This is a genomic window from Pseudomonas sp. ok266 (genome assembly GCF_900110195.1).
Taxonomy (GTDB): domain Bacteria; phylum Pseudomonadota; class Gammaproteobacteria; order Pseudomonadales; family Pseudomonadaceae; genus Aquipseudomonas; species Aquipseudomonas neuropathica.
In genome coordinates this window covers 241,694-254,102 of the sequence record NZ_FOCU01000003.1, presented here as the reverse complement: position 1 = coordinate 254,102, position 12,409 = coordinate 241,694, and the positions used below count along the sequence as shown (strand labels likewise).

The 12,409-nt window shown below is 60.5% G+C and carries 11 protein-coding genes; 6 read left to right on the top strand and 5 right to left on the bottom strand.

Annotated features, from left to right (window positions below):
• The first annotated feature begins 42 nt into the window (after window positions 1-42).
• The gene (locus tag BMY54_RS06895) at window positions 43-891 is read left to right on the top strand and encodes a cache domain-containing protein (protein ID WP_093430544.1); all 849 of its coding nucleotides are present in this window, start codon (window positions 43-45) and stop codon (window positions 889-891) included.
• A 125-nt stretch (window positions 892-1,016) separates the two neighbouring features.
• On the opposite strand, the gene BMY54_RS06890 is transcribed toward BMY54_RS06895, so the two are convergent.
• Together BMY54_RS06890 and pobA are read right to left on the bottom strand one after the other, a co-directional pair.
• A complete protein-coding gene (locus BMY54_RS06890) occupies window positions 1,017-2,534 on the bottom strand; it encodes an MDR family MFS transporter (protein WP_093430543.1) in 1,518 nt (505 codons plus the stop codon).
• 79 nt (window positions 2,535-2,613) lie between these two features.
• Window positions 2,614-3,807 (bottom strand): 4-hydroxybenzoate 3-monooxygenase, encoded by a 1,194-nt coding sequence (gene pobA, locus BMY54_RS06885; RefSeq protein ID WP_093430542.1) that lies wholly within the window; start codon window positions 3,805-3,807, stop codon window positions 2,614-2,616.
• A gap of 177 nt (window positions 3,808-3,984) precedes the next feature.
• Between pobA and BMY54_RS06880 the strand changes: the two genes are divergently transcribed.
• Window positions 3,985-4,869, top strand: coding sequence for a helix-turn-helix domain-containing protein (locus BMY54_RS06880; RefSeq protein WP_093430541.1), 885 nt, complete (start codon window positions 3,985-3,987; stop codon window positions 4,867-4,869).
• Between the two features lie 134 nt (window positions 4,870-5,003).
• Here BMY54_RS06880 and BMY54_RS30560 read toward each other — a convergent pair whose 3' ends face one another.
• Together BMY54_RS30560 and BMY54_RS06875 are read right to left on the bottom strand one after the other, a co-directional pair.
• On the bottom strand, window positions 5,004-5,180 hold the full coding sequence (locus tag BMY54_RS30560; protein ID WP_007912636.1) for a hypothetical protein: 177 nt from the start codon (window positions 5,178-5,180) through the stop codon (window positions 5,004-5,006).
• A 221-nt stretch (window positions 5,181-5,401) separates the two neighbouring features.
• On the bottom strand, window positions 5,402-6,307 hold the full coding sequence (locus BMY54_RS06875; RefSeq protein ID WP_218189342.1) for a LysR family transcriptional regulator: 906 nt from the start codon (window positions 6,305-6,307) through the stop codon (window positions 5,402-5,404).
• Window positions 6,308-6,421: 114 nt separating this feature from the next.
• Here BMY54_RS06875 and BMY54_RS06870 point away from each other — a divergent pair, with 114 nt between their 5' ends.
• Both BMY54_RS06870 and BMY54_RS06865 read left to right on the top strand, forming a co-directional pair.
• Complete coding sequence (locus BMY54_RS06870) at window positions 6,422-7,300, top strand: MBL fold metallo-hydrolase (RefSeq protein ID WP_093430539.1); 879 nt, start codon at window positions 6,422-6,424, stop codon at window positions 7,298-7,300.
• A gap of 45 nt (window positions 7,301-7,345) precedes the next feature.
• Window positions 7,346-7,960: an NAD(P)-dependent oxidoreductase gene (locus BMY54_RS06865; RefSeq protein ID WP_093430538.1), complete on the top strand. Its 615-nt coding sequence runs from the start codon at window positions 7,346-7,348 to the stop codon at window positions 7,958-7,960.
• Window positions 7,961-8,156: 196 nt separating this feature from the next.
• Here BMY54_RS06865 and BMY54_RS06860 read toward each other — a convergent pair whose 3' ends face one another.
• Window positions 8,157-9,038 carry a LysR substrate-binding domain-containing protein gene (locus tag BMY54_RS06860; protein ID WP_093430537.1) on the bottom strand — a complete coding sequence of 294 codons (882 nt, stop codon included), beginning with the start codon at window positions 9,036-9,038 and terminating at the stop codon, window positions 8,157-8,159.
• Window positions 9,039-9,262: 224 nt separating this feature from the next.
• On the opposite strand from BMY54_RS06860, the gene BMY54_RS06855 reads away from it, so the two are divergent.
• Complete coding sequence (locus BMY54_RS06855; protein ID WP_093430536.1) at window positions 9,263-10,900, top strand: 5-guanidino-2-oxopentanoate decarboxylase; 1,638 nt, start codon at window positions 9,263-9,265, stop codon at window positions 10,898-10,900.
• The gene (locus BMY54_RS06850) at window positions 10,897-12,348 is read left to right on the top strand and encodes an aldehyde dehydrogenase family protein (protein ID WP_093430535.1); all 1,452 of its coding nucleotides are present in this window, start codon (window positions 10,897-10,899) and stop codon (window positions 12,346-12,348) included. Before BMY54_RS06855 ends, BMY54_RS06850 begins: the two co-directional genes overlap by 4 nt.
• Window positions 12,349-12,409: the final 61 nt, after the last annotated feature.

Here is a 12,409-nt window from a genome sequence, read left to right as displayed (position 1 = left end):
CGTCTACGCTCTTGAAACACCAACAAGAACGAGGGATGCGCTATGGGGTTTTTGCATAAAGTGGCCTGGCTCAGCGTGATGTTACTGGCCGGTTTCGGCCAGGCCAGCGCCGCCACGACCGCCAAGGATGACAGTCAGGCCGCCATCGCCTTGCTGGAAAAAGCCCTGGCCTATTACCACGACAATGGCGACAAGGCGTTCGCCGCGTTCAGCCGGCAGGGCGAGTTCGTCGACAAGGATCGCTACGTGTTCGTGGTCGACACCAAAGGCGTGATGCTCGCCAGCGGCGGGCCTTCATCAGCGTTGATCGGTCGTGACGTCAGTGAAGTGCTCGGCCCGGATTTGCAGAAAACCTTCAAGGAAGCGTTGAAAGTGCCGGAAGGCAACGGCATCCAGCAGGCCGAATACCGTTGGCAGAACTGGTCGGACGGCAAGGTCGAGCGCAAGCATGTGTATTACCAGCGCATCGGTCAGCGGATTCTGGCGGTGGGTTACTACTTGCCGCGAGCCTCGGCCGAGCAGGCCAAAGCGTTGCTCGATAAAGCGGCGACTGATTTGGGCAAAGACGAGAAGGCCACGCTGACGGCGATCAACTCACTCAAGGGTGGCTACTTGCAGGACGACTTGTATGTGTTTGTGGTTGATCTGAACACCCAGCGCTACGTTGCCCACGGCACCAACCTGCGCTTGATCAACACCGACTTCGGCAAGATCAAGGATCCGGATGGCAAACCGGTGGGCGAGCCGATTCTGGCGCTGATCGGCAAGCAGGATGACGGTGAGTATGAATACCGCTGGAAGAACCCGGTGACCGGCAAGGTCGAGGACAAACATGCTTACCTGAAGAAGGCCGGGCATTTCCTTGTAGCCGTCGGTTACTACAGCCCCTGAGTGAAACACCGGCTTCCTGTAGGAGTGAGCCTGCTCGCGATGCGGTGTGTCATTTAACGATGATGTCAACTGACATACCGCATCGCGAGCAGGCTCACTCCTACAAGGGGTCTGCGTTGTTTGAATTATTTGGCGCCGTGCTCGCGTCCGCGCAGCAGGTTGTTCGGCATCGCAATCGCTGCCGCCAATCCCAGCAACGACACCGCCGCACTTACCCACAGCAAATGCCGGAATGTCACCAGCAATTCCGCGCGCAAGGCGTTCTGCGCATCACCCGGCGCGGCGTTCAGACCATCGAGCAGGACGTTGCCCGAATGCCCTTCGCTCATCAGTGAGCTGCTTGCCAGATGGGCGAAGCTGGAGTCCTGTAACAACGCCAGCAACAGCGCCGACATCAACGCCACGCCCACTGCGCCGCCGAGGGAGCGAAACAGGTTGGTGGTGCTGGTCGCTACGCCGATGTCGCGTTGTTCCACCGAGTTTTGCGTGCCGACCAGCGAAGTCGGGAATTGCATGCCGCTGGAGATACCGCAGAGCAACATGAACAGACCACTGACCAGCGTCGCCTCGGGCGGGCTGAGCGCCATGCCGACAATCGCGACCGGCATCAGCATCGCACCGGTCAGAATCTGCGGTTTGTAGCGCCCGGTGATCGACGTGCGACGCCCGGCGAAAAACGCACCAATCGGCAGCCCCATCGCCAGCGGCAGCAAGTGCAACGCGGCACTGTCGGCCCCGGCCCCAGTAACGCTTTGAAAGCGCAGCGGCATCAGCACAATCAAGGAAATCGCCTGGAAACTGGTGAAGAAAATCGTGCACCAGCACAGCAGGGCGTTGCGATTGGCGAACAGGTGCATCGGCAGCAACGGCTCCCGCGCCCGGCGTTCGTGCCAGACAAACAGCGCCAACACCACCACCGCACATGCAAACAGAGCGATCACTTCGCTGCTGCGCCACGAATGACCCTGGCCAACCTGAGTGATGCCCAGCAGCAGGGCAGTGAGGCCGATGATCATCAGCAGCGTGCCGAGGTAATCGATGACCGGTTTGCGCTGGGGAATCGGCAGGCCACGCAGATTGCGCCGCGCCACCCACCAGGCACCGAGGCCCAGCGGCAGGTTGATCAGAAATACCCAGCGCCACGACAGGTATTCGGTCATGTAACCACCGAGTACCGGGCCGGCGACACTGGCCACCGCGTACATGCTGCTGAAGTAACCCTGATAACGCCCGCGTTCACGCGGCGGCACGATGTCACCGATGATTGCCTGACTTACCGAGATCATCCCGCCGGCGCCGATGCCCTGAAGGATCCGCGCCAGCACCAGTTGCTCCATGCTCTGCGCCATGCCGCAAAAGAGTGAGGCGAGGGTGAACAGGCCCATGCCGAACAGCATCAGTTTGCGCCGCCCGTACAAGTCGCCGAGCTTGCCGTAGATCGGCACGGCCACCGTCATCGCGACCATGTACCCGGAAATCACCCAGGCCAGCAGGCTGACGTCCTTGAACTGCGCAGAAATGGCCGGCATCGACACGGCGACAATGGTTTGGTCCAGCGCGCCGAGAAAGATCGCCATCATCAGCGCGACCAGCACGCTGCGAATGGCCGGTTTGGGCGTTTCGGGGTGATTGAGATTGGTCACGGGCAAAACCTGCGGGCAGTGAGAGTCCCGCAGATCATCAGGCGAGCGGGGATGCTCGCCAGTGTAAGTCGGTAGCAGGCTATTCGATAGCCTCATAAGGAAGTCCGACGTAATTTTCTGCAATGGTTTTTCGCCCTGCTTCTGAACTGACAAAGTAGTCCAGTTCCGAAGCGCTGATGCGCTGGCTGAACGCATCGTGGTCATCGAAGCGATGCAGCATCGAGGTCATCCACCAGGAAAAGCGCTCGGCTTTCCACACGCGGCGCAGGCAGATTTCCGAGTATTTCTCCAGCAGATCGGTGCGGTCGTCGCGATAAACCTTCAGCAGAATATTGAACAACGTGCTGACGTCGCTGGCGGCCAGATTCAAACCCTTGGCGCCAGTGGGCGGGACGATATGCGCCGCGTCGCCGACGAGAAACATCCGTCCGTACTGCATCGGCTCGATGACAAAACTGCGCAGCGGCGCGATGCTTTTTTCGATCGAAGGGCCTGTGACCAGTTTCTCCGCGAGCGCCACCGGCAGGCGATTTTTCAGTTCATCCCAAAAGCGCTGATCGCTCCAGTCATCGACATTTTCATCCGCCGGCACTTGCAGGTAATAGCGGGTGCGGGTGGCCGAACGCATGCTGCACAGGGCGAAGCCACGTTCATGGCGGGCGTAGACCAATTCGTCATGCACCGGCGGTGTGTCCGCCAGAATCCCCAGCCAGCCAAACGGATAAACCCGCTCGAAGACCTTCAGGCTATCGGCCGGAATCGACTGCCGCGCGACACCGTGGAAACCGTCGCAACCGGCGATGTAATCACAATCGACGCGAAAGGTTTCGCCGTCCTTTTCGAAGGTGACAAATGCCTCGTCGCTTTTCATGCCGTGAGGAACGACATCCCTCGCCTGGTAAATGGTCGGCGCACCAGCCTCCCGACGAGCGGCCATCAGGTCGCGGGTGACTTCGGTCTGGCCGTAGATCATCACGCTCTTGCCACCGGTCAGCGCGTGCAGATCGATGTGCACCTGACGTCCGTCCAGGGCCAGATCGAAACCGCCATGCACCAGACCTTCGGCGTCCATGCGCTGACTCACGCCAGCCTGACGCAACAGCTCTACCATGCCCTGTTCAAGTACCCCGGCGCGAATGCGTCCGAGCACGTAATCAGGTGTCTGGCGTTCAAGGATGAGGGTGTCGATACCAGCGTTGTGCAGCAACTGGCCGAGGAGCAATCCGGACGGACCGGCGCCGATAATGGCGACTTGGGTTTTCAGCGTTTTCATTGTTTTTATGGCTCGCAAGCTTCACGCGACAAGCGCCGGTGAATATTTTTTATGGATCGAGTGCTTGCATTTTTCCCTTGCGGGTCTGTCAATTGAAGGTGAAAACTGAGCTGATACCTGTACATTCTGCCAATCGGTGCGATTATCGCCCACAACCCCGAGGCCTGGATTGAAGTGATGAACAAGCCTGAGCTGCCTTCGATTCCAGTGTTCAAGCTCTACGGTGAAAGCCTGGACTGGCCGACCCCTGACTTGCTGCACTGTGAAACCATTTCCTCCCGCAGTCGCGAACATGAGTGGGAAATCAAACCCCACCGCCATGCTGATTTGTGCCAGTTGCTCTTCGTCTTCAAAGGTCAGGCAGAGCTTGAGATCGAAGGGCAGCGCACGCAACTCCAAACCCCGGCGATTCAAGTGCTGCCACCGTTATCGGTGCACGGCTTTCGCTTTTCCGAAGACGTCGAAGGGTTCATCGTTACCCTCGCCACACCGCTGATCAATCACTTGCAGGCGCAACTGGGCGATTCGGTGCACGCACTGGCCAGTGCAGAGAACTACCCGGCAGGCACCGACGGTGATTACCTCAACAGCCTGTTCTCGGCATTGCAGGCCGAATACAACGGTCATCAACCGGCGCGGGAAATGCTCATGCATTCGCTGGTCAGCGTGATCATGGTCTGGGTCAGCCGGCAGGCGATCGTGCGGCACAAAGCCAGTCAGCGGCCGCAACGTCAGCGCGAATACCTCAATGGCTTTATTCAATTGGTCGAGGAAACTTATCGCCAGCATGTGAAGGTTGAAGACCTGGCGCATCGGCTGGGGATTTCGGTATCGCACCTTAACGGCACTTGCCGTGAACTGGCGGGGCAACCGGCGTTGCAGATCATGCACGAGCGTCAGTTGCTGGAAGCCAAGCGCTTGCTGACCTACACCAGCATGACGATTTACGAGATGTCGGAGTTGTTGGGATTTTCCGATCCGACCAACTTCACGCGCCTGTTTCGGCGCCGGGTGGGGATTTCACCAAAGGCTTTCCGCGACCGATTGAAAGCCGAACAATAATTTCATAACCACACTAAACACTGTGGGAGCGAGCTTGCTCGCGAAGCGGTGTATCAGCCGCCAGTAATGGTGATTGACACACTGCATTCGCGAGCAAGCTCGCTCCCACAGGGGCGCATTCCAGCTCAATTACCTCAGCGCAATGCGTTCAGAGTGGCATTGTGCGGAATGCAGCGCTCGAAGTTGCAGCTCGCATACTCGCGCGGCAGTTGTCGCAGCTGTTCGACCCGCCAGGCGGCGGTGCCGTACAGCGCCAGCGTGGCGGCGCAGGTGATGAAAATCGCGACGTACCTTCTTGTTTTGATGTTCATGGCGTAGACCTCTGAACGACATACCTTGCGGTATTACTTTCAGCATAGGTCAGCGCTGGGGAGTTGCCAGCGAGTGTGCTTGAGGATTTAACCGGCCATTCAGCACGCTGATGGACGCTTTGTGGGAGCGAGCTTGCTCGCGAAGAGGGCGTGTCAGCCAATGCAGATTTCGAATGAAATTCCCTCTTCGCGAGCAAGCTCGCTCCCACAGTGGATTGGGTTTACAGGCCGATATCCCATTCGGGGTTTTCGGGGAACCTGAGCACCAGAAAATCCAGCATGCTGCGCAGCGCCGCCGGCATGTGTTTGCGTGAGGCGTACACCGCGTAGATGCTCATCTGTCGCGGCTCGGCATGGGGCAGCAGGCGGACCAGTTCGCCGCTGTGAATATGCACCCCGGCCTGATAGGTCGGCAGCATCGCCACCCCCGCGCCAGCCAGTGTCGCGCGCAATAACGTGCTGGCCTCGTTGGCGCTGATATTGCCCTGCACCGGCACTGAAACCGGTTCGCCATCCTCCTCGAAATGCCATAGGCTTTTGCCGAAATACGAGTGCGTCAGGCAATTGTGTCGGCTCAACTCCTCGACCCGCAATGGCGCCGCTTGCTCCTGCAGATAAGCGGGCGCGGCGCAGACTACCGAACGACAAACGGTCAGGCGTCGGGCGATCAGGTTGGGGTCGAGATCGTTACTGGTGCGAATCGCCAGGTCGATGCGCTCATCGACCAGATTCACCGTGCGATCGAGCATTTGCAGATCGATGCTCACACCTGGGTAGCGTTTGACGTAGGCGGCCATCGCATCCGCCAGTTGGGCCTGGCCGAACGAAGTACTGACGCTGATCCGCAATAGCCCGCGCGGGGCATCGTGGGGTTCGCTGACGGCGGCCTGCATGTCGCTCGACAACTCCAGCATCTGCCGGCAGCGCGGCAGAATCTCACTGCCGGCGGCGGTCAGGCTCAGCTTGCGCGTGGTGCGGTGCATCAGGCGCGCGCCGACCCAGTCCTCCAGCTCTGCCAGATAACGTGAAACCACCGGCCGCGAAAGGTCCAGATGATCGGCTGCGGCCGACTGGCTGCCCAGGTCCACCACGGTGACAAACACCCGCATTGCTTGGAGACGATCCATGATTTGCCCGCTTTCAGAAACAAACTATGTTCAAGCATCGCATTTTTTGTACTGAGTCAGGCAACTAAGCTCTGTTCCATCGCCAAATACGGCATTCGGACATCGGAGCAACAGATGATCGGCTTCACCACACTCAAACGCGTTCTGCTCGCCACTGCTTCCCTGGGTTTCGCCGCGCATGCAGCGGCTGCCAATCTGACCCTGGATGTCTACAACCCAGGGACAAACGCGATTTTTCCGGTGACCTCGGTGCTGGTCAGCGGTGAGAAAGACGCGATCCTCGTTGATGCGCAATTCGGCAAATCCCAGGCCGAGCAAGTCGTGGAAAAGATCCGCGCCAGCGGCAAGCACCTGACCACCATCTACATCAGCCATGGCGACCCGGATTATTACTTCGGCCTTGATACCCTGACCAAGGCATTCCCGGAGGCCAAGGTATTGGCCTCGCAGCCGACGGTTGATCACATCAACAAAACCGTCGCCGGCAAACTGGCCTTCTGGGGCCCGAAAATGGGCGCCGACGTGCCGGCGAAAACCATCGTGCCGGGCGTGCTCAAGGGTGACAGCCTGATGCTCGAAGGGCAGAAATTGCAGGTCATCGGCCTCGACGGAAAACAACCGGATCGCAGTTTTGTGTGGATCCCGTCGCTCAAAGCCGTGGTCGGTGGTGTGGTTGTCGCCGAAAACATCCACGTATGGATGGCCGATACCCAGAGCGCGCAATCCCACGCCGACTGGCTGGAAACGTTGCACTCGATCGAAACCCTCAAACCGAACACCGTGGTACCGGGTCACTACCTGGGTGACAGCAGCCGCTCGCTGGCCAGCGTGAAATTCACCGCCGACTACATTAAGGCTTTCGACGCGGAAACCGCCAAGGCCAAAGATTCCGCCGCACTGATCGCCGCGATGAAAAAGCGCTACCCGACACTCGGCGAAGAAAGTTCGCTGGAGCTGAGCGCGAAAGTCGCCAAGGGCGAAATGCAGTGGTAAGCCGATTCTGAAAACGCAGCACTCTCAAGCCAACTGGAGAATGTCATGAGCAAGATCGCAATCATTGGTGCCACCGGCCGCGCCGGTAGCCAACTGCTGGAAGAAGCCCTGCGTCGCGGCCATAGCGTTACCGCTATTGCCCGCGACACCTCGAAGATCGGCGCCCGTAGCGGTGTGGTCAGCAAGAAAGTCGATGTGCTGGATTCGGCCGCGTTGCAGGACGCCGTGGCCGGTCATGATGTGGTGATCACCGCCGCGCATTTTGCCACCGTGCCTGCGGCGGCGATTGTCGGGCCGGTGAAGCAGGCAGGCGTTCAGCGTTTGCTGGTAGTGGGCGGTGCCGGTTCGTTGTTGCTGCCGGACGACACGCGAGTGATCGACAGTGCGGGGTTTCCGGCCGAGTACAAAACTGAAGCCAGTGCGGGTGCGGCGTTTCTTGAGGCGTTGCGTCAGGAGCAGGAGCTGGACTGGACCTTCCTGTCGCCGTCGGCGGAGTTTGTTGAAGGTGAGCGTACGGGTAGTTTCCGTGTCGGCCAGGATCACTTGCTGGTGAGCGCTGAAGGGCGTAGCTGGATCACCTTTGCCGATTACGCGATTGCGCTGATCGACGAAGTGGAAACGCCGAAGCATTCGCGTCAGCGGTTTACTGTCGGGTACTGAGTGAATCCTTGCCCCTCACCCCAGCCCTCTCCCGAGGGAGAGGGAGCCGACCGAGGTGTCTGGCGTTGTACATCGACCTGAGTGTTCGAGTCGATTATGGATTCAACGCAGTAATTTCACGTCGGCGTATCTCCAGAGCATCCCCCAATCAGTCCCCTCTCCCTCTGGGAGAGGGTTAGGGTGAGGGGAAATAGCCTCACCGCAAATGCGCCTGCTCAACCAGCCAGATCATCAATTCTTCCAGCTGCGGCGAAGGCTCGGTTCCCGCAGGCACCACCACGTAATACGCCAGCCCTGTCTTCACCTTCAACTCAAACGGCATCACCAGCCGTCCGGCACGCAAGTCGTCGCCGATCAACGACCAGTCGCCAATCGCCACCCCCGTCCCATGCGACGCCATCGACATCGCCTGATCCAGCGTCTCGAAATGCTGGCCCATGTTGACGTTATTCAACTGCAGTTCGGCCGCCGTCAGCCACACCGTCCAGTCCTGAGTGTCGCGGGTCGGATGCAACAACAGATGCTGTTGCAGATCGGCCGGGTCGGACAGTTCCGGTGGGCCTTTCAAAAGTGCCGGTGAGCAAACCGGGGTCAGTTGTTCATCGAACAGATGCAGCGCGGTCGAGGAGTTGTCCGGCGGCGTTCCGTAGATCACCGCCGCGTCGAACTGCTCGCGCTGAAAGTCCACGCCATGGGCCAACGTCGTGGTCAGTTTGACCGGCACATCCGGGCGTTCCTTTTGCCATTGCAGCAGGCGCGGCACCAGCCAGCGCATCACACAACTGGGCGCCTTGAGTTGCAGGGTTTCGCGCTTGAGACCGATCTGCTCGGTGGCCTCAGTGATCAGTCCGAAGACCTTCTCCACCCGTGGCAACCACTCCCGGCCTTCGGCCGTCAACTCCAGGCCACGGGCCAGACGGATGAACAGTTCATACCCCAGATGATCTTCCAGCCCGGCGATCTGCCGGCTCACCGCGCCTTGTGTGATGTGCAATTGCTCGGCGGCCCGGGTGAAGTTGCAGCACTGCGCGGTGATCAGAAACGTGTGCAGGGCGGGCAGGGGAGGCAGTCGTTTCATGGGGATCCAAGGTATGACGTGAGGACATGGCTAGTATGACTTTTAATCGATTGTTGCCGCTACCTGCCGACCGTTCAATGAGCCCATGTTCAGGTCATGTGGGAGCGAGCCTGCTCGCGAAGGCTGTTTCACATTCAGCATTGATGTTGGCTGATCCAGCGCTTTCGCGAGCAGGCTCGCTCCCACAAGGGATCTGTGTTTTTAGCTGACAAAAGGGCAATGACATGGCGACGTGTGGCGAAGTACTGGTCAAGTTACTCGAAGGTTATGGGGTCGAGCAGGTGTTCGGCATTCCCGGCGTGCACACCGTTGAGCTGTATCGCGGGCTGGCCCGTTCGAGCATCAACCACGTCACCCCACGGCATGAACAGGGCGCCGGTTTCATGGCCGACGGTTATGCGCGCACCAGCGGCAAACCGGGTGTGTGCTTCATCATTACCGGCCCGGGCATGACCAACATCACCACCGCCATGGGCCAGGCTTACGCCGACTCGATCCCGATGCTGGTGATCTCCAGCGTGCAGAGCCGCAACCAGTTGGGCGGCGGGCGCGGCAAGCTGCACGAGTTGCCGAACCAGAGCGCACTGGTCGCTGGCGTCGCAGCGTTCTCTCACACCCTGATGTCGGCTTCGGAATTGCCCGGCGTGCTCGCTCGCGCATTCGCCTTGTTCCAAGCCGGGCGTCCGCGTCCGGTGCACATTGAAATTCCGCTGGACGTGCTGGTGGAAGAGGCCGATGAGCTGCTTGCCAGTGTCCCGGTCAACATCGACCGCGCCGGTGCCGCGCCCGCTGCCGTAAGCCGTATGAGCGCGTTGCTGGCCAGCGCCCAACGTCCGTTGATTCTCGCCGGTGGCGGTGCGATCGATGCGGCAGCCGAACTCACTGAGCTGGCCGAACTGCTCGACGCACCGGTGGCGCTGACCATCAACGCCAAAGGCATGTTGCCGTCGACGCATCCGCTGCTGATCGGCTCGACGCAAAGCCTGGTTGCCACCCGCGCACTGGTCGCCGATGCCGATGTGGTACTGGCGATCGGCACCGAACTGGCCGAAACCGATTACGACGTGACCTTCGCCGGTGGTTTCGAGATTCCCGGCAAGCTGCTGCGCATCGACATCGACGCCGATCAGACCGTGCGTAACTATCCGCCACACGTCGCCCTGGTTGCCGATTCGCGCAATGCCGCGCAGGCATTGCTCAGCGCCTTGTCGCACAAAACGCTGGCCGAGCGCCGCAACGATTGGGGCCAGGTACGCGCGGCGCGTCTGCGTGATGATCTGGCCGCGACCTGGGATGCAGCGACGCTGGCGCAAACCCGTTTCCTCGAAACCGTGCTGCACGAATTGCCCGACGCGGTGTTCGTCGGCGACTCCACGCAACCGGTGTACACCGGCAACCTGACCTTCAACCCGGAGCGTCCGCGTCGCTGGTTCAACTCGTCGACCGGCTACGGCACCCTCGGCTATGCGTTGCCGGCAGCGATTGGCGCATGGCTCGGTGGACAACCCGATAAAGGTGCACGGCCACCGGTGGTGTGCCTGATCGGCGACGGCGGTCTGCAGTTCACCCTGCCGGAACTGGCCAGCGCCGTCGAAGCGCGCACCCCGGTGATCGTCCTGCTGTGGAATAACCAGGGCTACGAAGAGATCAAGAAATACATGGTCAACCGCGCCATCGAACCGGTCGGCGTCGACATCTACACCCCGGATTTCGTCGGAGTGGCCAAGGCCCTCGGTTGTGCCGCCGAAGCGATCAACTCGGTGGAACAACTGCGCAGTGCGCTGCGTGCCGCCACCGATCGCCAAGGCCCTACCGTGATCGAAATCGACCAGAACCAGTGGATGCAGGCGGTGGCCCAATGATCAATTTTCCAACCACACTCGACGGCCTCTACATCTACGGCCAATGGTCGGCCGGCCGCGAACATCTGCGCGTGATCAATCCGGCCACCGAGGCGTTGCTGACCACGGTCAATGGCGGTGACGAACACGCGGTGAGCCAGGCCGTGAGCGCTGCGACTGAAGCATTCAAGGACTGGTCGCAAACCAGCGGTGCCGAGCGCGGCGCGATTCTGCGCAACATCGCCAATGGCGTGCGCAACGGTCGCGATCACTTGATGAAACTGCAATCGAGCAACAACGGCAAACCGCAGTTCGAAGCGGCCATCGACGTCGACGATGTGATCGCCACCTTCGAGTACTACGCCGAACTCGCTGAAGGCCTCGACGCCAGACAGGACAGCCATGTGCCGCTGCCCAGCGATGATTTCAGCGCACGCTTGCGCCGCGAGCCCTGCGGCGTGGTCGGGCTGATCGTGCCGTGGAATTTCCCCATGGTCACCACCGCATGGAAACTCGCGCCGGCCCTCGCCGCCGGGTGCTGCGTGGTGCTGAAACCGTCGGAAGTCACGCCGCTGCCGGAGCTGGAGCTGGCGGCGATCATCGCCGAAGCCGGCCTGCCCAACGGCGTGTTCAACGTCGTCTGCGGTACCGGTCTGGCGGTGGGTGCGCCGCTGTCGGCGGATCCGCGTGTCGCCAAGATTTCTTTCACCGGCAGCAACGCCGTCGGTGTCCAGGTGATGCAGCGTGCCGCCGAAACGGTGAAGGGCGTGAGCCTGGAACTGGGCGGCAAATCTTCGCTGCTGGTGCTCGAAGATGCTGATCTGCAATTAGCGGTCGAGCTGGCTTGCGGTGGCGGTTTCTTCAATGCCGGGCAGATGTGCTCGGCCACCAGCCGTGTGTTGGTTGCCGATGAATTGGCGGATGAATTCCTTGAACGTTTGCACAAGCGTGCGCAAGCGATTCGCGTGGCGGATCCGTTCGACCCGGACGTGGAGATGGGCGCACTGGTCAATCAGGCGCAATACCAGCGCGTGCTTGGTCACATCGACCGGGGGCTGAGCGCTGGCGCGAAGCTGGTGTGCGGCGGTAATCGTCCGGCAGATCTGCCACGCGGTTATTTTTTGCAGCCGACGGTGTTCACCGACGTGCCCCTCGACAGTGCGCTGTGGTGCGAAGAGATTTTCGGCCCGGTGCTGTGTGTGCGCCGTTTCAGCAGCGAAGCCGAGGCAATTGCCCTGGCCAACGACAGCCAATTCGGCCTGGTCGCCAGTGTGGTGACGCGTAACGCCGAGACCGCCGAGCGGGTCGCCAACGCCCTGCAGGCGGGGCTGGTGTGGCTCAACGCGCCGCAAGTGATCTTCCCGCAGGCGGCGTGGGGCGGTTACAAGCAGAGCAGCATCGGCCGCGAATTGGGGCCGTGGGGCCTGGCCGCGTTTCAGGAAATCAAACACGTGATCCGGGCGCTCTGAACGCCCGAAAAAGGTCAGCGCATGCCTCGCAACGAGGCATGCGTCGGCGTCATGGCTTCAA

Coding starts and splice junctions, on each gene's coding strand:
- BMY54_RS30560 (WP_007912636.1), bottom strand. CDS start 5,180: ATGAACATCAAAACAAGAAGGTACGTCGCGATTTTCATCACCTGCGCC.
- BMY54_RS06850 (WP_093430535.1), top strand. CDS start 10,897: ATGATCAATTTTCCAACCACACTCGACGGCCTCTACATCTACGGCCAA.
- BMY54_RS06875 (WP_218189342.1), bottom strand. CDS start 6,307: ATGGATCGTCTCCAAGCAATGCGGGTGTTTGTCACCGTGGTGGACCTG.
- BMY54_RS06880 (WP_093430541.1), top strand. CDS start 3,985: ATGAACAAGCCTGAGCTGCCTTCGATTCCAGTGTTCAAGCTCTACGGT.
- BMY54_RS06860 (WP_093430537.1), bottom strand. CDS start 9,038: ATGAAACGACTGCCTCCCCTGCCCGCCCTGCACACGTTTCTGATCACC.
- pobA (WP_093430542.1), bottom strand. CDS start 3,807: ATGAAAACGCTGAAAACCCAAGTCGCCATTATCGGCGCCGGTCCGTCC.
- BMY54_RS06865 (WP_093430538.1), top strand. CDS start 7,346: ATGAGCAAGATCGCAATCATTGGTGCCACCGGCCGCGCCGGTAGCCAA.
- BMY54_RS06895 (WP_093430544.1), top strand. CDS start 43: ATGGGGTTTTTGCATAAAGTGGCCTGGCTCAGCGTGATGTTACTGGCC.
- BMY54_RS06855 (WP_093430536.1), top strand. CDS start 9,263: ATGGCGACGTGTGGCGAAGTACTGGTCAAGTTACTCGAAGGTTATGGG.
- BMY54_RS06870 (WP_093430539.1), top strand. CDS start 6,422: ATGATCGGCTTCACCACACTCAAACGCGTTCTGCTCGCCACTGCTTCC.